Source organism: Nitrospirota bacterium (assembly GCA_016178585.1).
GTDB lineage: Bacteria > Nitrospirota > Nitrospiria > JACQBW01 > JACQBW01 > JACOTA01.
Genome location: JACOTA010000015.1, coordinates 19836 through 43548, shown reverse-complemented (window position 1 = coordinate 43548; position 23713 = coordinate 19836). Strand labels below are relative to the sequence as shown.

General features: G+C 47.9%; 32 protein-coding genes. 20 read left to right on the top strand and 12 right to left on the bottom strand.

What is annotated here, in order from left to right:
* From HYR79_02785 to HYR79_02730, 12 genes are all read left to right on the top strand, one after another.
* Window positions 1-297: SPASM domain-containing protein (locus HYR79_02785; GenBank protein MBI1820614.1), on the top strand; the 297-nt coding region annotated here is incomplete at its 5' end.
* Between the two features lie 123 nt (window positions 298-420).
* On the top strand, window positions 421-1491 hold the full coding sequence (locus HYR79_02780) for a methyltransferase domain-containing protein (GenBank protein MBI1820613.1): 1071 nt from the start codon (window positions 421-423) through the stop codon (window positions 1489-1491).
* Between the two features lie 196 nt (window positions 1492-1687).
* Entirely contained in the window at window positions 1688-2002 is a 315-nt protein-coding gene (locus tag HYR79_02775) for a helix-hairpin-helix domain-containing protein (protein MBI1820612.1), read from the top strand.
* Window positions 2003-2017: 15 nt separating this feature from the next.
* A complete protein-coding gene (locus HYR79_02770; GenBank protein MBI1820611.1) occupies window positions 2018-2278 on the top strand; it encodes a TfoX/Sxy family protein in 261 nt (86 codons plus the stop codon).
* 61 nt (window positions 2279-2339) lie between these two features.
* On the top strand, window positions 2340-3050 hold the full coding sequence (locus HYR79_02765) for a YafY family transcriptional regulator (GenBank protein MBI1820610.1): 711 nt from the start codon (window positions 2340-2342) through the stop codon (window positions 3048-3050).
* Window positions 3051-3124: 74 nt separating this feature from the next.
* Window positions 3125-3517, top strand: a complete 393-nt coding sequence (locus HYR79_02760) for a hypothetical protein (protein ID MBI1820609.1) — start codon at window positions 3125-3127, stop codon at window positions 3515-3517.
* Between the two features lie 7 nt (window positions 3518-3524).
* Window positions 3525-4226, top strand: coding sequence for a DUF2461 domain-containing protein (locus HYR79_02755; GenBank protein ID MBI1820608.1), 702 nt, complete (start codon window positions 3525-3527; stop codon window positions 4224-4226).
* Between the two features lie 227 nt (window positions 4227-4453).
* Window positions 4454-4894, top strand: a complete 441-nt coding sequence (locus tag HYR79_02750; protein MBI1820607.1) for a hypothetical protein — start codon at window positions 4454-4456, stop codon at window positions 4892-4894.
* Window positions 4891-5400, top strand: coding sequence for a hypothetical protein (locus HYR79_02745; GenBank protein MBI1820606.1), 510 nt, complete (start codon window positions 4891-4893; stop codon window positions 5398-5400). Before HYR79_02750 ends, HYR79_02745 begins: the two co-directional genes overlap by 4 nt.
* Window positions 5401-5931: 531 nt before the next feature.
* Window positions 5932-6555 carry a TetR/AcrR family transcriptional regulator gene (locus HYR79_02740; protein ID MBI1820605.1) on the top strand — a complete coding sequence of 208 codons (624 nt, stop codon included), beginning with the start codon at window positions 5932-5934 and terminating at the stop codon, window positions 6553-6555.
* A gap of 66 nt (window positions 6556-6621) precedes the next feature.
* Window positions 6622-7035, top strand: a complete 414-nt coding sequence (locus HYR79_02735; protein MBI1820604.1) for an SRPBCC family protein — start codon at window positions 6622-6624, stop codon at window positions 7033-7035.
* A 33-nt stretch (window positions 7036-7068) separates the two neighbouring features.
* Entirely contained in the window at window positions 7069-7581 is a 513-nt protein-coding gene (locus HYR79_02730; protein ID MBI1820603.1) for a DNA-3-methyladenine glycosylase I, read from the top strand.
* A 3-nt stretch (window positions 7582-7584) separates the two neighbouring features.
* On the opposite strand, the gene HYR79_02725 is transcribed toward HYR79_02730, so the two are convergent.
* Together HYR79_02725 and HYR79_02720 are read right to left on the bottom strand one after the other, a co-directional pair.
* Window positions 7585-8091, bottom strand: a complete 507-nt coding sequence (locus HYR79_02725; protein MBI1820602.1) for a methylated-DNA--[protein]-cysteine S-methyltransferase — start codon at window positions 8089-8091, stop codon at window positions 7585-7587.
* 39 nt (window positions 8092-8130) lie between these two features.
* Entirely contained in the window at window positions 8131-8259 is a 129-nt protein-coding gene (locus HYR79_02720; protein MBI1820601.1) for a hypothetical protein, read from the bottom strand.
* A 264-nt stretch (window positions 8260-8523) separates the two neighbouring features.
* On the opposite strand from HYR79_02720, the gene HYR79_02715 reads away from it, so the two are divergent.
* The 6 genes from HYR79_02715 to HYR79_02690 all read left to right on the top strand — a co-directional run bounded on the left by HYR79_02715 (window position 8524) and on the right by HYR79_02690 (window position 15765).
* Window positions 8524-12219 carry a tetratricopeptide repeat protein gene (locus HYR79_02715; protein MBI1820600.1) on the top strand — a complete coding sequence of 1232 codons (3696 nt, stop codon included), beginning with the start codon at window positions 8524-8526 and terminating at the stop codon, window positions 12217-12219.
* Between the two features lie 275 nt (window positions 12220-12494).
* A complete protein-coding gene (locus HYR79_02710) occupies window positions 12495-12656 on the top strand; it encodes a hypothetical protein (GenBank protein ID MBI1820599.1) in 162 nt (53 codons plus the stop codon).
* Between the two features lie 72 nt (window positions 12657-12728).
* Window positions 12729-13640, top strand: a complete 912-nt coding sequence (locus HYR79_02705; protein ID MBI1820598.1) for an SUMF1/EgtB/PvdO family nonheme iron enzyme — start codon at window positions 12729-12731, stop codon at window positions 13638-13640.
* A gap of 265 nt (window positions 13641-13905) precedes the next feature.
* A complete protein-coding gene (locus HYR79_02700; GenBank protein MBI1820597.1) occupies window positions 13906-14454 on the top strand; it encodes a hypothetical protein in 549 nt (182 codons plus the stop codon).
* 347 nt (window positions 14455-14801) lie between these two features.
* Window positions 14802-15074: a DUF4242 domain-containing protein gene (locus HYR79_02695; GenBank protein ID MBI1820596.1), complete on the top strand. Its 273-nt coding sequence runs from the start codon at window positions 14802-14804 to the stop codon at window positions 15072-15074.
* Window positions 15075-15177: 103 nt separating this feature from the next.
* Window positions 15178-15765 carry a hypothetical protein gene (locus HYR79_02690; protein ID MBI1820595.1) on the top strand — a complete coding sequence of 196 codons (588 nt, stop codon included), beginning with the start codon at window positions 15178-15180 and terminating at the stop codon, window positions 15763-15765.
* A gap of 114 nt (window positions 15766-15879) precedes the next feature.
* Here the strand turns inward: HYR79_02690 and HYR79_02685 are convergent, their stop codons facing one another.
* The 8 genes from HYR79_02685 to HYR79_02650 all read right to left on the bottom strand — a co-directional run bounded on the left by HYR79_02685 (window position 15880) and on the right by HYR79_02650 (window position 21521).
* On the bottom strand, window positions 15880-16116 hold the full coding sequence (locus tag HYR79_02685) for a CDGSH iron-sulfur domain-containing protein (GenBank protein ID MBI1820594.1): 237 nt from the start codon (window positions 16114-16116) through the stop codon (window positions 15880-15882).
* A gap of 157 nt (window positions 16117-16273) precedes the next feature.
* Window positions 16274-16573 carry a hypothetical protein gene (locus HYR79_02680; GenBank protein MBI1820593.1) on the bottom strand — a complete coding sequence of 100 codons (300 nt, stop codon included), beginning with the start codon at window positions 16571-16573 and terminating at the stop codon, window positions 16274-16276.
* Window positions 16570-17067 (bottom strand): hypothetical protein, encoded by a 498-nt coding sequence (locus HYR79_02675; protein MBI1820592.1) that lies wholly within the window; start codon window positions 17065-17067, stop codon window positions 16570-16572. Before HYR79_02675 ends, HYR79_02680 begins: the two co-directional genes overlap by 4 nt.
* Before the next feature lie 294 nt (window positions 17068-17361).
* Window positions 17362-17889 (bottom strand): GNAT family N-acetyltransferase, encoded by a 528-nt coding sequence (locus HYR79_02670; protein MBI1820591.1) that lies wholly within the window; start codon window positions 17887-17889, stop codon window positions 17362-17364.
* Window positions 17886-18164 (bottom strand): DUF1778 domain-containing protein, encoded by a 279-nt coding sequence (locus HYR79_02665; GenBank protein ID MBI1820590.1) that lies wholly within the window; start codon window positions 18162-18164, stop codon window positions 17886-17888. Before HYR79_02665 ends, HYR79_02670 begins: the two co-directional genes overlap by 4 nt.
* A 333-nt stretch (window positions 18165-18497) precedes the next feature.
* Window positions 18498-20360, bottom strand: a complete 1863-nt coding sequence (locus HYR79_02660) for an MBL fold metallo-hydrolase (GenBank protein ID MBI1820589.1) — start codon at window positions 20358-20360, stop codon at window positions 18498-18500.
* Between the two features lie 22 nt (window positions 20361-20382).
* Complete coding sequence (locus HYR79_02655; GenBank protein ID MBI1820588.1) at window positions 20383-20841, bottom strand: nuclear transport factor 2 family protein; 459 nt, start codon at window positions 20839-20841, stop codon at window positions 20383-20385.
* Window positions 20838-21521, bottom strand: a complete 684-nt coding sequence (locus tag HYR79_02650; GenBank protein MBI1820587.1) for a hypothetical protein — start codon at window positions 21519-21521, stop codon at window positions 20838-20840. The genes HYR79_02655 and HYR79_02650 overlap by 4 nt, the downstream gene beginning before the upstream one ends.
* 69 nt (window positions 21522-21590) lie before the next feature.
* Between HYR79_02650 and HYR79_02645 the strand changes: the two genes are divergently transcribed.
* Both HYR79_02645 and HYR79_02640 read left to right on the top strand, forming a co-directional pair.
* Window positions 21591-22022, top strand: a complete 432-nt coding sequence (locus HYR79_02645) for a LysR family transcriptional regulator (protein MBI1820586.1) — start codon at window positions 21591-21593, stop codon at window positions 22020-22022.
* Window positions 22019-22348 carry a hypothetical protein gene (locus HYR79_02640; protein ID MBI1820585.1) on the top strand — a complete coding sequence of 110 codons (330 nt, stop codon included), beginning with the start codon at window positions 22019-22021 and terminating at the stop codon, window positions 22346-22348. Before HYR79_02645 ends, HYR79_02640 begins: the two co-directional genes overlap by 4 nt.
* Before the next feature lie 8 nt (window positions 22349-22356).
* Here the strand turns inward: HYR79_02640 and HYR79_02635 are convergent, their stop codons facing one another.
* Together HYR79_02635 and HYR79_02630 are read right to left on the bottom strand one after the other, a co-directional pair.
* Window positions 22357-23112, bottom strand: coding sequence for an anti-sigma factor (locus tag HYR79_02635; protein MBI1820584.1), 756 nt, complete (start codon window positions 23110-23112; stop codon window positions 22357-22359).
* Window positions 23109-23666 (bottom strand): sigma-70 family RNA polymerase sigma factor, encoded by a 558-nt coding sequence (locus tag HYR79_02630; GenBank protein ID MBI1820583.1) that lies wholly within the window; start codon window positions 23664-23666, stop codon window positions 23109-23111. The genes HYR79_02635 and HYR79_02630 overlap by 4 nt, the downstream gene beginning before the upstream one ends.
* Window positions 23667-23713 lie beyond the last annotated feature (47 nt).

The window sequence follows — 23713 nt, the reverse complement described above, 5'->3', positions numbered from 1 at the left end:
GTTAAATTTGATCTTGGGAATGCCTGCTGGGAAAGCCTTTGTCTTTATTCCGATGGACACCTCTATCCCTCCGCTTCGTTTGCCAACACTTCAAAGTTGGATCTGGGGAATGTATTTGAGAGGTCGATGAAGGACCTTCTGGAGAATAGTGTAGTGGCTAAACAGTTCCGCCAGGCCACGGTAGCCCATAAAAAAGGGCTGCAGGCAGACCCCTTCCGTTTTATAACCGGGGGAGGGGACATCGAGCATAGTTATTTCTATACGAAAAGTCTGACCGGCAAAGGAGATATTGAATGAGAGGACCCTTACTATGATCTTTATATCAACCTGATTAAAGAGACCATGGTCGATCTGGCAGAAAGCCGGAAAAATCAATTCAATTTAAAATCGGGATTTCAAGCTCCAATCATTTACCATGCCATGGGAGAGGGGGCCATCTCCTGCGGAAGCGATGGGTCAGGAATCGAGGTTGAAAAAGAGGTGGCGCTTCTTCATTCGAATTGTGTCCTGTCGTTTAATGTTGAAAAGACCCGGTACCTGGTACAGGCATTTTATGGAAAAGCGGCAGAGGTGCCCCAAAAAGAGCTCTGTTGTCCGGTGAATTTTAATACTGAAGAGATCAGCCATATTCCGCAGGAGGTGATCGACCGGTTTTATGGGTGCGGCTCTCCCATTTCTCAAGCACAGGTAAAAGCGGGAGAGACCGTGGTGGACCTTGGTTCGGGAGGGGGCATTGATTGTTTTATCGCGGCCAAAAAGACCGGTCCAACCGGAAAGGTTATTGGCGTGGACATGACGCCATCGATGCTGGAGGTGGCCGACCGAAACAAAATTCCGGTTGCTCAGAACCTTGAATTCGACGTAGTCGAATTTCGCAAGGGATACCTGGAAGCCATTCCGGTCGAGGATCGCACGGTTGACCTGATCACCTCCAATTGCGTGATTAACCTCTCGGCCGATAAAAAGAAGGTCTTTGCGGAAATGTGGCGGGTCTTAAAAGATCATGGACGAGCGGTGATTTCAGATATTATCGCTGAAGATCCTGTTTCGGCCAAACTGGCCTTGAATCCCCAGCTCTGGGGTGAGTGTATTTCAGGGGCACTCACCCAGGAAGAGTTTCTGGCCTATCTGGAAGAGGCCGGTTTTTACGGTCTGGAAATCATTAAGAAAGCCTTCTGGAAAGAGGTGGAAGGCTATCCTTTTTATTCCCTCACCGTGAGAGGATTTAAATTTGAGAAAAAGGAAGGGTGCAATTTCATCGGCCAGACGGCCATTTATCTGGGTCCCTTCAAGGGGATTATGGATGAGGAAGGCCATTATTTTCCCCGGAACAAAAGGGTGGAGATCTGCACCGATACCGCATCAAAATTAAAGGGAGAGCCATACAAAACTCTCTTTACGGTGAATGAGCCGGGAACGGTTCGGTCTGAAATTTCAAATTCAGAGAGTTGTTGTCCTCCGGCAGGCGAAGCGGAGACATCCTGTTGTTAAAGATTAAACGGAGGGAAAATGAGTGGCTTCGAATGGATTGTCCCGATTCTGCCGCTCAAACCGCATTGTTCGTTGCCTATGCACGGGCCCACTCCTGACATTGCGTTCAACACGGACTCGCGAAAAGCGCCGCCTCGCTTGCTTTCTGCGAGCCTGTTAATTTAGACTTGGACTTGCGGAAGAGATGGAGGTGAGAATGAAACGCCATGCGAACCCCTCGAAAGAACTTCAGATTATTCCAGGTGTTGGCCCGAGTCTCGCTCGGGACTTCGTGGAACTTGGTTACTCACAGATAAAAGAGCTTAAAGGCGAAGACCCGGAAAAGATGTATCGTGATCTTTGTCAGCTACGCGGTATGCATATAGACCGCTGTGTTCTTTATGTTTTCCGGTGTGCTGTGTATTATGCGAGCAATACCATTCATGATCCCGAGTTGCTGAAATGGTGGAACTGGAAAGATGGGACCATCCCTAAAAAAACCGACCCTACGCGCATGCGGACGCGTTGGTGAAGGCTGCGGTGAATCATGATCAGAAAGCTCAGAAATCTAGGTCGGCACTCGCAAGAGATGCTTGCCGCCGCCGGCATCAAGACGGAGGATCAGTTGCGGGCAATGGGTCCGGCGGCTGCTTTCGTTGCGGTGAAGCGCGTGGGGTGTGCCCCGAGCTTGAATCTTCTCTGGGCAATTGAAGGCGCATTGACAGACCGCGACTGGAAGGAAGTCGCGAAAAACGATCGTCTTCCCTTGCTCACTCAAGTGGAAGTACTGGAAAAGAAGCAACCATAGCTTTGGCCTTAGGGGCATGGTTAGAATCCGGACAAGATGATGATTAAAAGAAAAGGGAGAGATGATGACCCGGCTGGAACGGCTGCTGAGCGTTGGTCTGTTGCTTTCGGCCCGGAGAAGATTGCGTGCCGGGGATCTGGCCGAACAGTTTGAGGTCAGCCTCCGGACTGTTTATCGGGACATTCAGGCGCTTCAGGATGCCGGGTTTCCCGTGGTGGGAACGGCGGGTGACGGGTACCGTCTGCCGCCAACGACTCAACTCCGGCCATTGGCGTTCTCGCCGGATGAGGCCGAAGCTCTAACGACTGGAGCCAGGCTGTTAGATTCCCTGGTGGATTCATCCCTGAAAGACCGGCTTCGATCTGCTATCGCCAAGATCGAAGCGGTCTTAAGTTCCGAGGCGCTTGCCCGTGTGGCCGAGAGTCGAGATCGTGTGCTGATTAAATCGCCTGACCGGGTTACAGGACCTATGGGTCTGCTACTTGAAGCGGTCAATCGTCGGAAAGTCCTGGCAATTACGTATGATGGAATTGCACGGGGTAAAAAAACGAAGCGCGAAGTCGAGCCTCTTGGTCTGGTTCGATATGCGAATGTATGGCTGATCCCCGCCTATTGCCGGTTGCGGCAGGATCTTCGGGTCTTTCGGGCAGACCGGATTATCGAAGCCCGGCAAACGGAAGCTACATTCACACCGCGACCCGGTTTAACGCTTCAAGATTTTATCCGGCTCTGTGAGAAGGAAGCCTTCTCTTCGCCCTCAAAAAACTCCTGACAAGCTGTTGTCACCTTCTGAAGGGAGAATACCCTTATTCATTAACTTAAAACAAAAAAAGGGAGGGTATAAAGATGAAGGCACATACTGAGACTGTTACGATTGAGACCAGTCCCAAAAAGGTGTTTAACTTTTTAGAAAGGCCGGAAAATATGCCTAAATGGGCCGTCAAGTTTTGTCAGGGCATCCGGCGGGATGGACAAAAATGGATGATCCAGACCCCGTATGGTGAAATGTCGGTGCGGTATATGACTGACGCGGAAACGGGGGTCATTGATTTTTACACCTCCCCGGCTCCCGGAGTCGAGGGATACGTGGCATCACGGGTCATTTCAAATGGGCAAGGGGCTGAATATGTCTTCACCTTTTTTCAGAGCCCTGATCTTTCGGATGAGATTTTTGCCGGACAGGTGGAGGCGCTCAGACATGAGTTCGGTGTATTAAAAAACCTGATGGAGAAGAGTTAGGTAACAGATGAAAGTCACGTTAACCCACCGCATTTATTTCAACGCTGATTTTTTTAAGTTTCTGACAGAATTGAAGATGAATAATAACCGGGAGTGGTTTACGGCAAATAAAGCCCGTTACATCGCGGAGGTTCGCAACCCCTCTCTCGACTTTATCCGCGATTTTGCGCCCCATTTACAAAAGATCAGCCGCCATTATGTCGCGGATTCCCGTCCTGTGGGAGGTTCGCTTTTCCGCATCTACCGGGATGCCCGATTTTCGAAGGACAAAAGTCCTTATAAGACCATGGCCGGGATCCATTTCCGTCATGAAATGGCCAAAGACGCGCATGCCCCCGGTTTTTATCTCCACCTCGAACCGGGCAATAGTTTTGCGGGAGCCGGAATCTGGCATCCGGAGAGAGATACGCTTCAGAAAATCCGCGAAGCGATTGCGAACCGTCCCAAACAGTGGAAAGCGCTCCTTTCCGATAAAAGATTCAAGAAAACACATAAATTAGACGGCGAATCTCTTGTGCGGCCACCCGCCGGGTTTGATGCGGACCATCCACTTATAGAGGATCTAAAGCGAAAAGATTTTGTGTCGATCTCCGAACTCTCCGAAAAAGATGCCGGTTCTCCTGACTTTATTGACCGGTTTGCCAGGCTCTGCCAGACTTCCGCCCCGTTGACGAAATTTCTAACGGTATCGCTTGACCTACGTTGGTAAATGGATGTCCCCCAATTCCCGATTTGGATTTTTTACCTACCATTGTCTCTGAGTATATCCTTCTAATACTCCACCCCACTCTATCCTTGGAATTATTTACGGGCAAATGAGTCAAAACACGATTTTGACCCCTTATTGCAATTGCTCCTGCTATTAATTATACTATGCTTTATTAAAGAAGATTCAATATCTTTGATGAGCTAATAAAAAAAGAAGGGAAGGTAATCATGAGTACCCTGACAGATTTTTTACGTCAGCAAAAAAAGGTCTATGATCCAGAATTATTGGATGGTATGAAAAAGGAATACTTGGCTGCCCTTGATGCCTTATTTCAAAAAATTAAGACCTGGCTTGCAGAAGCAAAAAAGGAAAAACTGATCGATTATAAGGAGGGAGAGAAACAAATAATGGAAGAAACTCTCGGCACTTACAAAGTTCCTTTCCTAACTTTAGTCTTTAATAATAAAAAAGTAGAGATCAAACCAATGGGCTCCTTAATTATTGGAGCTAATGGCAGGGCGGATATGGTATCTCCCAACGGAACATATATGTTCTTGTATTTCACCAATGAGAAAAAATGGGTTCATGGGTTTGGAATGAAACCCGCTGATTTTCCGGAGCTTTCAAAAGATGTCTTTGAAGACCTCCTTAAACGTTCGTTAGCGTGAACGAAGATTCCATAAGGTTTAAAGAGGTTCTCCTAACCTATCATGTCCTCAATGATAGCCGGCAAATTCTATTAATCTTCCTCAAAAATAAATATTCACTTAAAGGCATTGCATATCAAAAAGCTGTTGTTCTTTCTGACATAAATAAAGAAGAAAAAACAGAAGAAGCAAAAAAATTGCTTGAAAATGCCGAAACAGAGCTTATCGATCAGACCATCGTATCTCTTGTTTCAGAATTTGAAAACATCATTTTTAATCATCCGAAATCTCTTCTTAGAGAAGAGTCCGGTGGCCGCCCCAGAGGAATTGAGAAAGCAATTCTACATTTTGAATCGGCCGTTCCCGAGAAAATCTTTGAACATACTTCGCGACTTTGTGAATACCGTAATTGGGTTGCCCATGGTAAACGATGGGAAAAGCCCAACTTTCCTCAACCTAACCCGCCAACAGCATACCAGGTGCTCTGTGATTTCTTAACCAAAGCGGAATTCGGCTCCTTCAATTAGGAGACCATAAAAAACCGAAGAAGGTAAATTGCCATTATCGATTAACAAATTGAGGCTAAATCAGGAGAATAATAATTTTCAGTTTATTTTTGAAGGAATATTTAGAATTAATTCGTTTCCGTAAGTTTATGTATGTGTATGAAGTCAAGAACTGACCCTCCCAGTCTCAGGGGATGTAATTATCAATTGTTATCAATTGATAATCAACAATAGATCTGACCCCATGATTAAAGCGAAAAGATTTTGTATCGATCGCCGAACTCTCCGAAAAAGATGCCGGTTCTCCTGACTTTATTGACCGGTTTGCCAGGCTCTGCCAAACTTCCGCCCCGTTGACGAAATTTCTAACGGCGACCCTTGATCTGCGTTGGTAGGATGGATAAGCGTCAACCGTTGTTAAACAGATAGCCAAGAGCGAGATGTTTAAGGAAAATAAAAGTTCAAATCGGAAAGCCCCTATCAGACACATTGAATAGCTTTTTTGAAAAACAGGCTTGACTTTAGTTAGACGGTCGTCTATAACATATCAACATGGGACGGACAAGCGACGCAAAAGAGCGCCTTCTTAAAAGCGCGATAGATCTGATCTACAGCCGGAGTTACGCGGGTGTGAGCGTGCAGGATATTTGCGAACATGCGGATGTTAAAAAGGGGAGTTTTCACTATTTCTTCAAGACAAAACGGGATCTGGCGCTGGCGGCCCTGGAACAGCAATGGGACCTGCTCAACAAAACGGTTTTGGAACGAGCCTTTTCTCAGACATATCCTCCTCTCGAGCGCATTCAACGCTATTTTAAACTCGCTTACCAATATCAGCGGTTGGTCAAAGATAGTGGCGGCCAAATGTATGGTTGTCATTTTGGTAATTTGGCGATCGAATTGAGCACTCAGGATGGAGCGATCCGCGAAAAAATCGCCCAGATCTTTGAGAAGATTGCCTATTACATTGAAAAAGCGCTGCGTGACGCCGTCGCCATGGGAGAGCTGGATGAAATCGATACAAAATTGAGCGCGTATGCGATTCTTGGGTACTTTGAGGGGATTATTTTATTGGCAAAGTCTCAAAATAACCCTGAGTTGATCAAGCGTCTCAGCCAATCCGCTGTCATGCCAAGTGTCTTGAAAAACAGCCGGCTGAGGCCGAAAAAGAGATAGACAATTTTTTTAGTATAGGAGTAGACAGGTATCCAACTAATAACCAACTCATAAGGAGAAAATCTCATGCCACAATTTCACAATACCATCAATATTAATGCGTCGCCGGACAAGGCCTGGACAGTAGTAGGGAATTTAGCTGCCGTAAACCGGTGGGTTCCTATGCTATCCGATGCCAAGGTTGAAGGCACGCAACGGGTTTGCACCCTGGCCGATGGAAGCGGTCATATGCGTGAGAGCATCAGGGACTATTCCAACGAAAAGCGTTCTTATGCTTACACGATTATCGAGGGACCCCTTCCGGCGAAAAACTACCGTGGCAGTTTTGCCGTCATGCCCCACGGCAAGGGTTCGGTGGTTGTGTGGGAGACTGATTTTGATCTTCTCGATCCTGCTCAGGAGGACGAAGTGACTCGGTTGTTTGAGGGAATTTACGCTCAGTGCCTCGATTCTTTAAAACAGCTCATAGAAAAATCCTGAGAACAGGTAAACGTGTATCATAGGAGACAGCCGATGAAAAAACATGCGAAACTCCGACTATCTTCAACCTCAAAACTAGGTTTTAATACTTGCCATCTAGGGGCAAGGCCGGTGAACGACGACGGCTATTTTGAGCAGATGACGAAGGTGATCTTCCGCTCCGGTCTGAACTGGGACGTCATCGAGAAAAAATGGCCCGACTTTCAGAAAGCCTTCGGTGAATTTTCCGTGGAAAAAGTCGCTCAATTTAACGAATCCGATCTCGACCGCTTAATGAAAAACCAGGGGATCGTCCGAAATTACCGGAAAGTGTCCGCAACCCTCGAAAATGCGCGGGAACTCCTGGTGATACGCAGGGAACACGGATCATTTGTGAAGTATTTAAAAGAAACAAGCAGGGACGGTGAAGAGGCGCTTTGCCGCGAATTGACCAAACGTTTTTCTTTTCTTGGCGGATCAACGGTTGTCTTTTTCCTTCGGGCTGTTGGAGAGGAAATGCCAGAAACGATTCGGAAGCGGGAAGACTCCCGAATGGATTCAAAATAAAAGTTATCCAACCTTTGTAGAAAGCTTTTCAATCTCCAAGAGCTTTGCCTTTGCTGACAATCCGCCCGCATATCCCTTAAGAGTTCCGTTCGATCCGATGACGCGATGACAGGGGACGATGATTGAAATCGGATTTCTGCCGATAGCAGTGCCGATAGCCCTTAATGCGTTTTTATTGTTTAATCGTTGGGCCTGCTCTTTATAAGTGATGGTCTGCCCATAAGGAATTTGTTTTAAAGAGTTCCATGCCGATTTCTGAAAATCTGTCCCTTCAAGACGGAAAGGTATCTGGAACTGAGTCAACGTGCCTTGAAAATAATCGGTGAGCTGAGAAATAGCCTCCTCGATCACTTTTGAAGACCCTTGATTAAAATGATCGAATCTTAATTGTTTTAACACTCTCTCGTTATTCTGCGCAAAGGTGAGAGCGAGCAGATGAGTGTCGTTCGAATAAAGGAACAAATGACCAACGGGGCTTCCCCATTTTTCATAAAACAGATTCTCTTTCATTATTTTTTCCTTTACTTGTAAAAATCTTCGCAATGATTTTTAAAATGCCGGGCAGATGGGGCGGCAGTAAATCCCTGTTGTTTTAACTCCATAATAGACTCTGCCGTCATAGCGCGAGTCTTTCGTCTTAAGCGCTTTATATAAATTCTTTTCCAGGGCCTCGTCCATAACGAGTTCCAGTTTACAGGGTCTCTTCTCTTCCCCAGGAACAGAGATAGGATTTGTAACTCCTTGTTTTGCCTGTCATCGCGAGCGCCCGCAGGGTGCGTGGCGATCTCGGTTCACGATGGCGAGATTGCTTCGCTTCGCTCGCAATGACAACTTTCTATCGCTGTTCTAGGGAGAAGAGCTGAACTTGCCTTTTTAAATTAAAAAAGGCATGATTATCATAAATGACTATGACCGATATTGGGATACAAGGGTTTCAAGGTAATGAAAAGAGGATTTTTGGAAAAAAAGGAGGTCTCTCCTTCTAGAAATTTCCCTTTAAGGGTCGAGGTTCTTCGACCACTCGCCATCTTTATCAATGGGAACCCCCTCCCCCCAAAGGCCTGGGACCGGCAAAAAACCCGCTCTCTTTTCAAAGTTCTCCTCACGGCGCCGGGTCGTGTCTTCTCATCGGAAGAGATTATCGACCTCATCTGGAACAATTTAGAGCCTGAAGAGGCTGAAAAATCTCTCCGCTCTTCAATTTCCAAACTTCGAAAGGTTTTGGAACCTGACCTTCGTCAGGGAAGGCTTTCCAGCTATATTTTAACCGAGAGAACGGGATATGCCTTTAACGCTTCTCCACAGGTCCGCCTGGATACCGATGATGTCACCTCATTTTACCGTCAGGGTCAGGAGGTTAGAAAACAGGACCTTTGGGAACAGGCCATCGATTATTATGGAAAAGCGCTTTCTTGTTTTCGGGGGGATTTTCTTGCAGATGAGCCGGACACAGACTGGATCGTCCCCCTTCGGGAACATTGGAAAAAAGTCCGCCAGGACCTTCTGGTTGCCAAAGCGGAAAGTCATCTCTTTTTAAATCAATACCCTTCGGCGATTGAATCCTGCAGGGAAATTCTCGCTTCTGATCCCTGCCATGAAGAAGCCTACCGGAAGATGATGTTGTGCCACTATCTAAGTGGTCATTTTAATGAAGTGGAGATTTTTTTCAGAAAATGCGTTGAAGTTTTGAAAAAGGAGTTAGGGGTTTCCCCCTCCGAAGAAACCATTCATTTGCATGAACAGATTCTTCGAAGACGGGTTTCGGGTATTGACAAAACCCCGCGATCTTCCATTACAGTTAAAAAAAAGAGCAGAGTGCCTTACTCCCTGGGGAGGCTTTCATTTGTGGGGAGGGAGACAGAAGTGGAACTGCTTGTTTCCCACCTCAACGGGGCCCTTCATCAGAAAGGGAGCATTGTGGCGATTGGCGGGGAACCGGGGATCGGAAAAACCCGGCTTTGTGAAGAGATACTGGTCTATGCACGAGGACGATCTTTTCTTACGGCTGTGGGGAGATGTTATGCTCCTCCTCTCAGACTGTCGTATGAACCGTTTACTGAAATCTTTCGGCAGATTCTTAAAGGACCCGGAAGGGAGATCCTTTTCTCCCAACAACCTTTCTGGCTAACCTGCGCGGGCAAGATTATTCCGGAACTGATTCCAGGTCATCATGTTCCGATCCTTCCTCCTCTTCCGGTGGAACAAGAGAAGCACCGTTTTTTTGAAGCGTTGACCCGGCTTTTAATTGCCGTATCTGCTCAAACGCCTCTGGTCTTGTTACTGGACGATTTGCACTGGGTCGACGACGAAACGTTGGAAGTTTTGACCTATCTGGTTCGGCAGATCTCCAGAGAAAAACTCTTGATTTTAGCGACCTATCGGGCTGAAGAGATTTCCTCAAATCCTCTTTTTTTAAATTTTTTGACCTCGATTCAAAGGTTCTCTTCCCGCGCTATCCTTCTTTCGCATCTTTCAAACGAGGCCATGGCCGATCTTTTTATGAAAATGAAATCCAGAGATCAATCCTTGCGCGAGATGGAACGAATGGCTCAATGGATCTATGAGGGGACGCAAGGGAACCCCCTCTTTGTCGTGGAGTTTCTTCAGGCCCTCCTGGAAAAAGGAATTTTAAAGGTCAATGCCAGAGGAAAATGGATCTCCCCGGAAGCCAATCAGATGGAGAGGATAGAGTGGAAACTTCCCAATGGAATACGACAAATCATCCTTTCCCGGTTGGACCGGATCGAACCGGATCAAAGAAAAACCCTGGGACTCCTTTCCACCCTGAGCCGTTTGTTCACGCAGGATTTCTTGAAAAAATTGCTTCTGCCCGAAAAGATGGAAAGCGTGATGGTTCTTGAGGAGTTGATCCGCTTTGGTTTTATCCAGGAAGATCCTCATCTAAAGGGGACCTACCGTTTTGTCCATGAGAATATCCGCCAGACCATCTCTGACTCTTTAACGTTCAGTCACAAAAAAGCCTTTCACCTCCGGGTGGCCCAGACGCTTGAATCAGGAGCTTCCGGAGATGGGATCGATCAGGAGCTGGCCCATCATTATTTAACGGCTGAAGTGTGGTATAAGGCCTTTCATTACCTGAAAGAGGCGGCCAGGGCTTCTCTTCGTTCCTTTGCTTACAGGACGGCGCTTATCTTTATTCAACAGGCCGAAGAACTGTTCATTCTCCATGGTTCCACCTTTGCCGATGACGAAGAGAGATACCGGCAGAACCTTTCCTTATGCAAGATGAAGGAAAAGATCCTGGATGAACTTGGCCAGATTAAAAAACGGGAAAAGGTGGTCTCCGATATGATCCAGCTTGCCCGGCGGCTGGGAGATCCCATAGAAATTGGGGAGGCCTATCTGGCCCTGGCGAATATCCGCAATGCGACTCAGCAATGGGAGGAAGGGGTGGATCTGGTTGACCAGGCATTGGACCTTTTCAAAAAAGAGAAAAACAGGGAAAAAACAGCGATTGCGCTGAGGGAGCTCGGTTTTATTCACTGGCATTCCGGGCAATTGAACAAAGCGCTTCAGGCCAATCAAGAGGCCCTCACTATTCATGAAGAGATTGGAAATAGAAGGGGAGTGGCAGGAGATCTCCATAATTTAGGTCAGATTTATGCCAGCATAGGAAATTACGACAAAGGAATGGAATACTACCGTCAGGCGCGTCGTGAATTCCAAAAAATCGGAGATCGAAACGGCGAGGGACGGACGCTCAATATTCTTTCCAGGATCTGCAGATTGACCGGGAACCTTAGCGAGGCCATTGACAACACCCTTGAAGCCCTCGAAATGCACCGGCAAGAGAGCGACCGTCTCGGTGAAATTCATTATCTTCTCGACGTCTCATCGCTTTATCTGGCCTTGGGCAATACAGAGGAGGCGCTCAAGTTTTACCAGTCTGTGCTTAAGATTACAAAGGAGATGGGGGGAAGTACCTGCCGGGAAGGAGAGGCCCTCAAGGGAATGGGAATTATTTTTGAAAAAAGAGGAGATTTCGGCCAGGCCTCATCCTGTTTCAGCGAAGCGGCCGCCCTATTCTCCGACGGCGGGGATCTTTCTTCATGGGCCGAGATCTGCAAGCGGTTAGGGGACCTGATGATCAGAGGCGTTCAGGATGTTGACCGGGCGCTTCATTACTATGAAACCGTCCTCTCTTACTACCGGAAAGAGGCTCTTTTTGAGCCCCGGCGTTCACTCCTTTGTCAAATAGGTCAAACGCTCTGGATCGGGAAGAGATCGAAAGAAGCCATTCCTTATTACCGTGAAGCGCTTGGTTTGGCCAGGGAGAAAAAGGACCATGTGGCCGAAGGAGCTGTTCTGGCGGCCCTGGGGGTCATTTACCGCGAGACAGGACGGATGGAAGAGTCACTTGAGACCAGTTTGGGGGCATTGAAAATCGCGCAATCCTTTCAGGATCAGGAAGCGGAAGGAAATATTTACTCCAGTCTCTGCGAAACCTTCCTGGCGTTTGGAAGGTATCAAGAGGCTGAAAATTCCGATGAAGGGAAGATGTATTGTGAGTATGAAGCGCCCAATATCGAACTGATCTATGAACATGCCCGGATGGCGAAAATCCCCGCTGATACTGTCCGGATGGTGGCAGAAATGCTTCCAGCCATGTTCCAGTAAAAAAATAAAATTAATCTCATACCCATGTCGGGGGTCTGTAATAGGGTTTGATTTCCCGATGGTTTTTGGGCTATATTCCTACAATTAGTTTTTGGGGTACCGATGTTGCATCACTCACTCACAACACCTTACTTAAGATCTCCTCAGTTCTTCTCTTTTTTCATCTTTTTATCGCTGGCAACGATTCTATTTATGGTCTTTAGACCCCCTGGTTCCAATGGTTTATTGGGGGCTTCCCGACGTTTTTTATTTCTTGATGAAAGGGGGTGATTGCTATGAAACGGTTAAAGCCATTTACACGGCTCTTTTTCCTGATCTTTGCCATTGGACTTCTGGCAGGGTGCGGGGGAGGCGGCGGGTCGGCGGCTCCCGTGGCCAACCCGGCCGCAGGGTCTGCCTGGGATCAAATGGCCTGGGATCAGGGGACCTGGGGATGAAATTAAACTTCTGACCCCAAAATCCATCTATTATGAAATACAAAAATGGATCATAAAAAAAAGGAATGAATCATGAAAAAACTTTTCAAAAGACGTTTTACCCTGCTTGAAGTCGTGATGTTATTAGCCATGGTGATTGTGGGAGCGGGGATCTATGCCTGGGCCGCGACCACGGTGCCTAATATTTTCACATCGGGGACCACCGCCAAATCGAGCGAGGTCAACGCCAATTTCAGCGCCCTGGCCACAGCGATAGACGCGATCAAGACCGCCTGTCCCGGTAACAGCGCCAATGACGTGATGGTCAAAGTGGGGCCGTTGTGCGTGGACAAATACGAGGCGAGCATTTGGTCCGCTCCGGATGGCTCCGGCACTGCCTATGGAGAACCAACCTTTGGGCTAACCATATTGCCCGGCACTTTTCCGGCAAACGGCAACTGGACCACGCCACTATATGCTGTTTCAAAACCGGGGGTTTTACCTTCATCCAGTGTCACCTGGTTTCAGGCCCAGCAGGCTTGCGCGCTATCGGGAAAAAGGCTTTTGACCAATGCCGAGTGGCAGATGGCGGCGGCCGGCACCCCCGACCCGGGGACGGATAACGGCACCACCGACTGTAACGTGTCCAGCGGGAATCCAGTCAATACCGGCTCCCGGAGCAATTGTGTCTCCAAATGGATGGTCAACGACATGGTGGGGAATGTCTGGGAATGGGTGGCCGACTGGATGCAGGGGAATGGCACAGCCGGGAATAACTGGGCCCCTACAAATACGTTCTCCATGAGCGCCGGTACGGATTATGGGACTGACATGATGTTTGGCACCAATCCTGCTGCGGGTCAAGGTATCGGCAGTGCCAACTTCCCTGCGGCCCTGCTCCGCGGCGGGAACTGGTACGGCGGCACTTTTGCCGGAGTGTTTGCCCTGCGCGCGTTCGACGGGCCGCCGAGCTCGGGCGACTTCGGGTTCCGTTGCGCCCGGTAGTTTTGGGATTTGACATTTGAGGATTGGCGGCCGTGGCCGTGCGCCGCAGTATGGCGCCTGGCCACGCTCCCCGAAAATAGGGACAACACTATTTTCTCCCAAGCTGATTTTTCCTGGAAATGCACAGGAAGCTTCCTCATTCATGGGGAAAATAGATAACACTGCACCTCCATCAAAAAGAAACCACCCATAAATCCCCTCATCGACGAAGTCCTTGACATCCATCACAATATAATCTAATATTTAGATGTTAATTGGAGGAAATATGACGAAGCAATGGTTAAAGCTCAAACAGGCGAGCGCTGTTCTGCAAATCGAGCCGAAAGAGTTACAAAATCTAGTCCAATTTGGAGTTGTTATGCCCAGGCAACGGGAGGGAACGTATTTCTTCGACAGAGACGCTCTCCTTGCGGCAAAAATCGCTTTTTCTCTGAAAGAATACCTGGGAACTCGCACGAGTATTCTTTCCAGGTTCATGGCGGTATTCCTCTCGTCTGAAAAGGAACTCAAATCGAAGAATCCAAAGTATATTTTCTTCGAGTGCCGTCCCTCAGCGGGAGAAGACCCAATCAAACTAGGAGTGCCATTCCGAGCTCTAGGAAAACAGATAGAAGAGCGAATGAACTGGGTGGGTCTCTACAAGGACCTTCCTCGAGGACGCAAGCGCCAGGGCTGGAAGAAGGAGTTTGTGGAATCTCTGACGGAGGCGGCAAAAGACATGGGCAAAATCTCTGAAGAAGAAATTTTGCGAGCAGTTCGCTCCTATCGAAAAGAGAGGAGTGCTCCGGAGATCGCCATTGCCACAGGGAACTAAAAAACGGAAACGGCGTATTGTCGTAGATACAAACGTGCTCGTAGCGGGCATCTCAGGCTTCAGAGAGCAATACATACCTGACAAGAATCCCAGCGCGGATTTACTCCATAAATGGGCCGAAACGGATAATTTCGTCTGGCCAAAAGATTTTCCGCAAGAGTTTCTCAAGGCCAAAGTCGTGTCGCCTTCCAAGTTCTTCGCCTGATCAAAAAAAACTTTAAATTCACCTGTTTTAAACAAAGGTTTCCACCGCAACAATTTCGCAACATCCCTCTGCTAGAGTTCTACCCGTGAAAGGGAATAGACCCAATATTATAAATTTATTAATCAACCAAAAGGAGGTTAACATGCCAAAGTTTGTTATTGAACGTGAAATTCCGGGGGCCGGCAAATTGTCGGCTCAAGAACTCAAAGCCATTTCGCAGAAATCCTGCGGCGTGCTGAGCAAGATGGGACCGCAGATTTCATGGCTCCAAAGTTACGTGACTGGGGATAAGATCTATTGCGTCTACATCGCGCCGAACGAAAAAATGGTTCGAGAACATGCCCAGCAAGGAGGTTTCCCTGCAAACCGGGTCTCCCAAGTCGCTTCGGTCATCGATCCAACGACTGCCGAGTAACCGTCGACAAAGCCGCGGCGGGGCGTTGAGGAGCCGTAGCCTGCCCGCCGCGGCGGGCAGGCACTCCTCTATTAAACCTCACTCAGAGAAGGAGAAAGAAGCGATGAAATATTTTCAACGAATGATTCTGGTTGTTTTATTCTTGATGGGAGTTACCTCCCTCTCGATAGCCATGGAAAAGGGGAAGAGCCCGGTCAAAGGGATGAGCAAGGAGGCGTTAGTAAAGCTTGCCTTGAGCGCGGCCCCTGCAAACATCGCAAAGGATTCATCCGTCATGGTTCCCGGCGAAGAGGGAAAAATGGTTGAAGCCAAAAAGGGGAGCAACGGGTTCACCTGTTTCCCCGATGTGGACGGCCAGGAGGTTCCCGACCCGGTCTGTGCCGATCAGGCAGCCTCTCAATGGATCAATGACCTCATGAGCGGCGCACCGAAACCGACCAATACAGCGCCTGGTTTCTCTTACATGGCGAAAGGGGGATGGCATTTTGAAAAAGAGGGTAAGATTTTGATGAAGGAAGAACCGGGCGCCCAAAGAGTCAGTGAGCCACCCCATTGGATGATTTTTTGGCCGGTCGATTCAAAAGCGAGCGGGATTCCTTCTCTCCCCTCAAAATTTGGCACCTATGTCATGTTTGAAGGGACCCCCTATGCCCATTTGATGATTTATCAAAGTCCTAAAACGCTCAAATAAATTGCAAGATCAATATGGAGGGAGAATAAAGACTCCCTCCATATCGGCACGGATATAGCGAAGCCGCCACTTTTGGCCGCTTTGATGCCATCTTGGGTTATCATGTTCCGTCTTTTACAGTTTTTTATGCGATCCGTCGCAGAAAGATCCATTGGCTGAATGTTTGCACCCGCACCAGGCGACCGTTTTCTTTTCAGTGATTTTGACCTCCAACGGGCTGAATTTCGAACCTTTGTGTCCCCCGTCGCAAAAAGGCTGATTTTTGGACTTGCCGCAACGGCACCAATAGTAGGTTCCAGGCTCCATCTCTTTGACGTACGGACTTTTCTGCGCGATAATCGGTTCTTTCATCTGTTTCCTCCTCTGTTGTTTTTAGGAACCTTATGTCGAGCTCGACATAAGGTTCCTAAGATAGGGACAGACTTTCTTCACGACAATTTATTTGTCTGCTGTAAAAAAGTCAAAAGGGGTCTTTTATTGCTTATCAAGCAATTTAGACGGGATGCTTTTAACGCTCTTTCATCTTCTTAAAATATTCAGAGCCCTTCAGGTAGTCCTCATATTCAATCGGCGCTGTGACTCCGAACTCGGCAAGGCGATCAAGAGTCTCGCTCATCGACAGATTGAGTTTTTCAGAAAGCGTTCCCAGAGAGATCTTTCCATCTTTATAAAGCTTCACCATTAAATAATCCCAGCCGCAATCCATTAATTCCTTTGCGACAGTAGATTTGTCCTCTTTCCTCAGCTTGGAGAGTTCTTTAATTCTTTCAAGTTCGTTTTCCTTTAATCTGATGCTCAAGACACTCATGGTTTTTCTCCTTTGATTCGACTGATAACGCTTTCAATAATCCGATGATTATACCTTCCATAGGTGGCAAGTCTTTCCACCTTCACAAGCGCCATTTCTCGATCTGAGATGATGCCGCTCTCGAATATATCAAGCAGGAAGTGAATGGCGGTCAAAAATGGAATGTTGAAAACTTTGCATGCTTTTATCGTGGGGCCGTCATCAGTTGCGAGCGGGATCTTCCTGTTTTTGGCCAACCATAAAGCAGATGCCTCCCCGGCATTGATATTAAGATCTTTCATGATCAGGTGCATTTCTTTCTTGGAAACTTTTTTCTCCACCTTTATGTGATTGGAAGCGATTAAGGCGCTAATGATTTTTGCATCATAAGTATCTTTTATAGTACATTCTTTTTGAACGATATCCGTAATGATTATTTCGATATCCTGAAGCGTTTCCTTTAAGAGGTCAATCTTGGCCAAAAGAATAAGAGTTGAGGAATCGAAACTAATCATGTTTACATTCTACTACAACTGTAATCAAACGTCAAATTATTTTCAGGTGGAAAGTTATGTCACCAGACTATCCCCAGGGCCAAAATGATATTAATAAACATTAGTAATATCAAATGGTTATGTCATTATTTTATTCCTAAGAGGGGTCTTGTGTTATTGTGAAATTTATATTGGTTTTTCAGGATGTGGGAGGAGAAGCAAAAGAGCAATATGAAAGGACTAAGAAATTGTTATTGGGAGTCATGACCATTCGAGAAGAACGGGTTGATGTATAGGTTGGAGAATGAAATGATATCAGTATTTCCCGGTTTTTTTGAGCGCGGCCTCGATTGTCACAAGCGGCAGTAGCAGAGATAACGGGGAGTCCAGCAGTGGCACAGCGCCATAGATGGCATACCATCCTGCGACCCTTTCATTCTTGGCGTCGATGACAAGCACGACGCCGCCAACCTCCGCCGAGGCCAATAGGCAGCGTCTGCCAGCCGCGAGCAGAAGTTGTCCGCCGATTCCCTGCCCCTGCAATCTGCGGTCCACAGCCAGGCGCGTCAAGCGAAAGCCCGGCACGTCATGGCGTGCCAGCCCGCGCCGTATAATTTCCGGCGTCCGGGCGTAGTCAATCGAGGCGGGACTCAGGCTGTAGAAGCCGAGAATGGTCTTGTTGTCAGCATCGTCAATCGCAAGGAATGTTTTCGCTCCGCCCAGCTCGTGGCTCTTGCGGGCGTAACGGCGCAAAAATTCATTCAGCGCTTCTTCGCCGCAGTCGAAAGCTTCCCGATCATGTTTCTTGTGGATCGGCTCTTCGTGCCAGGCCGTCACGATTATGACCGTTTTGGCAACGACCGAGCGGCTTTCAGTAGTTTTGTGTTCGGAGCAGGCGGATTCTCCAGCAGATTCAGAACCTGCAAACTATCCCTCTCGGAGAGTTGCAGATGATCTGCCTCCTTGATGACCGCCTTGGCGGCAAGCAAGGCGTGACGAATGACAAAATCCGTCAAGTCGGTGTGATTCAGCGCCACCGCACGCAAGAGCAGCGCTTTTTCCTCGGCCCGAATCCGCAATGACATCCGGCTGTTGTCTTCAACCGCTATTCTCGGCATGGCAGTGACTCCCCCATTATTTTGTACATATTCAAATAGTACATCAAAAACAGACAGGAGTCAACTTTTGTGTGTACAAGACCAGCGATAGACTTCGCACCCACTTATTAATCATGTCATTGCGAGCACCGAAGGGTGCGTGGCAATCTTATCGTAAAGTCTTGAGATTGCTTCACTTTGTTCGCAATGACAGCTTTCTAACTCTGTTCTTGGGTGTATTGATTGTGTGCATGATCGATAGAGCCTCAGCGTCAAACTCATTGGCAAATCCGCAAATCCCAAATCCGGGAAAATCCTTAGCTATATAAGATAAGGCAAAGACGCTTCGCCGGACTAATGGTTGGTCTCCTTAATCGGTTTGAGTTCTTTTTTTCCCATTTCTGAATAAATCATGAATTTGAATGGATTGACTAGATGGTTTTTGTCGCGCAAACGCTCCAGCGCGCTTAAATAGATTTCTTTTATCTTCGCATTTTCGGGATATCGCAAAGTGCCGAGCCTTGAAATGCGGGCGGCCAGGATCGTGTCGCCGCGGTTCATGAGATTTTCTCCCGCCATGATAAAAGCCGAGGCGGTTTGACCTCCGACAAGATCAACGGCTAAAGCCATTTCATCCAGAGTCACGGGATCGATCCCTTCGCCATCGGCGCTCCAGTATCCCACGTTTTCCCTTGCGACTCTTTGAATGAGACCCTCACGCATCACCAGGAATGAAAGGACAGCATGGGGCTCTCTCTTCAAAACTTCAGGGAGTTTCAGATTACGAAGAATTTCAGCCGCGGTAAGACCTTGCGACGTCATCTCCTTGGTCTTTTTGATCGTTTCTTCAATGGCTTTCTCAAGGCCTGGGAGGGCGTTCCTGTTGAAATAGCGTGTGAGCGGGTCGTGCCCATGAATAAGATCCTTCGCGTCCAGTTCTCGCAAGACGCCGATTGTTTTTAATAAGTTCTCGGGCGAGCCTTCCGACGCCCAGGGAGCGCCGAAGTAGGGCATCAAGATATCACCGACTACCGCAATCTGATTCTGACCCTCATAAATAATCAACGCATCCGCGGTTTCACCTCCCGATACCGGAATCAGCCGCAGTTGCAAACCTCCAATGGAGATTTCTTCTGTTTTCCGAACAAGATGATCCGGTTTAAAAGCATAGGGCTCTTTTTTCGTATGTTTTCCAAAGATATATTTGAATGGAAGGGGCGCCTCATTGACCACCTGAAGTTCCTGCTCGAAGAGCGCACTTGCAATGACTTTGGTAGTGGGTTCCATGAATACTGAAATCCCGCCAACATGGTCCCAATGGGAATGCGTGATGATGATGGTATGAATCGGTTTTTGCGTGACACCCCTTAGAGCGGCCTTGGCTTTTTGCGCTGACGGAATTGTGGTTCCTGTGTCGACCAGAACGACACCCTCTGAGGTTTCCCAGGCAATCATGTTTGCAAAATCATAGCCCTGAATGACCCATAGTTTATTTGCAATTTCGATGACCTGGGGTTTTACGAATCGATAACCATCTTCTGAAGTGATACTGGCGTTGGATAAAAATGAAGTGACACGGTTATTGGATAACAGATGGGGGCCATCCAATGAAGAAAGGCCCGCAATCTTCAAGTGGGTTTTGGATTTTTCTTCATCGCCTAGAGTGGCATAAGCCCGTGCGAGGGCTGAATGAAGCCCTCTCGTTGCCTCAAATGGCAGTTCCTTTTGTCTCAACAAAACCGAGTTTAGATCGGTTATTGCGGCGCTCGCCCTGCCGAAAAGAAATCCAGGAAGCTCTGATTCAACGAGGCCTTTTAGATACAACGTTTCGACGGACCCGTCCTTTTCTGCCTCATCCAGTTTTTTGAGGGCGTCGTTGACCCAGCCGATCCGTTTAAGAAGAGATACGTCATAGGCCATTTTTGCCATCAGCGTCCCCTCGCAGACTTTCAATAATGCCCGGTCGGGATAGGTCTCGCTCAGAGAGTGAAAATACCGCACCCCCTGCTGGGTGCGGCCGGTCGAGTAGAAAAGCTGCATGGTACTGAGGAGCAAGACGGGATCCTGGTTAGGCCATCGACCCGCTTCTTGAAAATTATCTAAAGTGTAGTCTCTTGCAAGTGGTTTGAGTGGAGCAGAACTGCATCCGCCCAAGATCAAGCCGCCAATGAGAGCCAATAATATTAAAAGGTTGAAAACAATTTTCGGTAGTCTCATCTTAAATTTTCCTCTCCGGCCTCTATTTCTTTATCACTGCTTCCTGATAAAGTTCCAGTAAATGACTGTCGTCGATCGAGCCATGATGATGAATCTGCTTCCATTCGCCATCCACCCGCTGAAAGACCCGGCTTGTTCGAATCTTTAGCTCAATCGTCTGATCAGGCGTTCGGACAAAACCACGCTCACGTCCGACAGCAACAAACATCTCGTCCGAGCCTCTTAGCGTAAACTCATAGAACTCGACAAAAACTTTCGTTTGTCCGGAAAAAATTCTTTCGTATACTTCTGATATTTCTCCCCAGCCTCTCTTGACGCCGCCAAGGGGATTCGACATCACCACCCCGGTATCGTTGGCCCAGGAAGATTTCATCAGGGCCCTGTTCCGATTGTTAAACGCGTTATAAAAGGTAACAAGTGCGTTCAATTTAGGTTCCCCCGTATCCCCTTCCGAACCGGTAATCACTTCGAGTCTCTTCATTGCCGGGCCCCTTCACTTTTATTCGTCGCAAGTTTTACCAACGACACGAAGTGTAAGCCAATGAAGATCGGTGCGACGAAGAATACCGCATACATCACGTTATGATAAGGAGTAATCTCTTTCAACATGACAAACGAGATTCCGAGTGCGACCACCACGATATCAAGCAGACCAAATAGATTCGCAAACCAGAGCCCGCCGCGGCTTCGATCGCCTCTGGCATACAGGATTCCGGCCTTTAGGGCGAGAAAGGCCGCGGTAATATGAGTGATTCCGTCCGCAATGCCGAACTCTTTTGGCATGATTCCAAGAGAGGATTCCATCAGCCACCCAGCGCCTAGAAACATCCGCAGGCCTTGAGGAAGAAGCAATAGCTCCTGTGGCGCCGCGAAGAGATGCTTCTTGATCGGCGGAAAGAAAAGCATCACGCCGCTCACCACAATTACCCCCAAAATAACTACGACAAAAAATGAGAATCCGCCAATGTCAGACGGAAAGAGCCAGTGTCCAGATAGTCCCAGATACAAAACCGCAAGCCAGCCGGCAAAAACTAAGCCCGTCACAAATATTAAAGTTGAAGAAGCCCCCGTTCTCTTGAGCAACTCAAGAAGGAATCCGCTAAGAACAATGTCCATAGTCAGAATATATAGGGTTGTCAGATCAACTGCTGATAGATTCATAAGTCACCTCCGATTTAAGTTTAAGGTTCGACTCTACAGCAGTTGAAAAGTTAATAAAAATGAATTATTATGAATGTATTATTCTTAAAAGGAGAATGTGTGGAGACTTCAGAACTTAGAATATTTCAGATGGTTGCACAAACGGGCGGTATTACCTCGGCGGCGGCCAGACTTTACCGGGTTCCTTCCAATATCACGACGCGAATTAAACAACTGGAAGAAAAACTCGGAGTGACGCTCTTCTTGAGGGAAAATAAGCGTCTTAAACTTTCTCCTGATGGCAAAGTGCTTCTCGATTATTGTGGTCAAATTCTTTCATTCGTTGATCAGGCGAAGCAGGCTTTGCTTGACCCGACCCGGAACGGACCTTTTCGACTGGGGACCCTTGAGAGCGTCGCGACCACGGAGTTGCCCCGGTACCTGGCCGAGTATCATCGACAATTTCCTGAGGTGAGGTTAGAGCTTCAAACTGGCCCCACCTCAGAGATGGTTCAAAAATGACCGTTCTTTCGTTCAGAATGGGCTGTACTTACAGGGAAATATTGGAAAGATGGCTTGCCAGCGCCGAAGTGTTTCCTGAGAGAATCGCTGAATTTTCTTCTTATTACACGATTCTCAGTTGCGCCGTTGTTGGAATGGGAGTCGCTATCATGCCCAGAAAGGTGTTTAACGCATTTCCGAATCGTGCTCAACTTAAAGCACATGAACTGCCGCCACAAATCCGAAAATCTTCAATCGCTCTGATCTGGAAAAAAGAGGGGCGAAGTCTAAAAGTCGGGGCTTTTCTTGAGATTCTGAAATCGAGGACGGTTCACAATTCTACCTGAAAAGCAGCTCACTGGTAAAGCCGGACAAACTCCTGAAACTCCCTGGGATTCAGGTCGGATACTGCCCAGTACTCCAGACCAGCCTGCGACCAGTGAAAGAGATGATATCCCTGTTTTTCAAGATTTTGTATTGTCTTCTCTTTTTCACTGGTGGACGGCCAGGTAAAAAGATTGATCAAATGCTTCTGATGTTGGAAAACCAGGGCGGCCACCGGGTGTTTGTCGATGTAGTCGAGACGGCCGCCGACTAACGGGAAACCCTCTTTGGTTAAATCTTTGACGTCAGGCGAGAAAGCGAGCTTGCCGTTAAACCATGGCTTAACGGTGTGAAGATCTGAGGAAACCACGTCCATCAGGTGGTTTGCCATGAGTGAGCGCACATGGTTGGATAAAACTTCTCGAACCAGAATATTTTCAGCCGGCTCCCGCCAAAGAGGTGTCATAAGGGTCAAGAAAATGATCAAAGCGACGGCCAATGAAGCCCCGATTCCCGGCCATAGCCATAATTTAAACGGGCGAGCCGGAGGCCGCCCATGGCTCACAGCCTGTTTCAGACTCGATTCAAATCGCCGGCGAAGCTGCAATGGCGCCGGATAATAAGGAAGCTCTCTACGAATAGCTGTTTGCAGGGATTGCAGGTTCTGGCAGGCTGTTGAGCAGTCCGGGCACTTTTTCAGGTGATTTTCGATTTCCAGACTCCGAACCGGATCCAGTTCATTATCCAGATAAACGTGAAGGATTGTCCGCTCGATATGATCGTTCATTTCAATCCTCCTTGATTGTCCCAATTTGCCAACCCCTGCTGAAGCAGTTTACGTCCGCGGGCGAGGCGGGACATCACCGTCCCCAGCGGGACGTTACAAATGCTGGAGATTTCTTTGTAGGTCATTTCTTCCAGTTCACGCAGGATCACCACCTCCTTGAATTCGACGGGCAACCCCTCCAGAGCTTTCATCAGCATTTCCCGATCGGCGCGCTGAAGAAGAAGGGTCTCAGGAGTTGAAGATTCTCTCGCAAGGGAATCCAACGGGTCGATGGAATCACTTTGCGGGTCGTCATCTAAAAAAGTCACCTGATCCCTGGGCCGGTTTTGCTTCATCCAGTCGTAACCCGTGTTCCGCACAATGGTGAGAAGCCATGTCCGGCTATTCTGACCGCGAAAAGATGAAAAATATTTTAAAGCACGAGAGCAAGCCTCCTGAACGATATCTTCCGCGTCGTGGTCGTTCCGCGTTAACCAGCGAGCGAGATTATAGGCGGCGTTCAGATGGGGTAAAATGACTTCCTCAAAGCGCAACGGTTTTTCCGCTTCCTGCATGGCAACTCCCTTAAACCTGATCCGATCAGGGAAATGATTATACCACG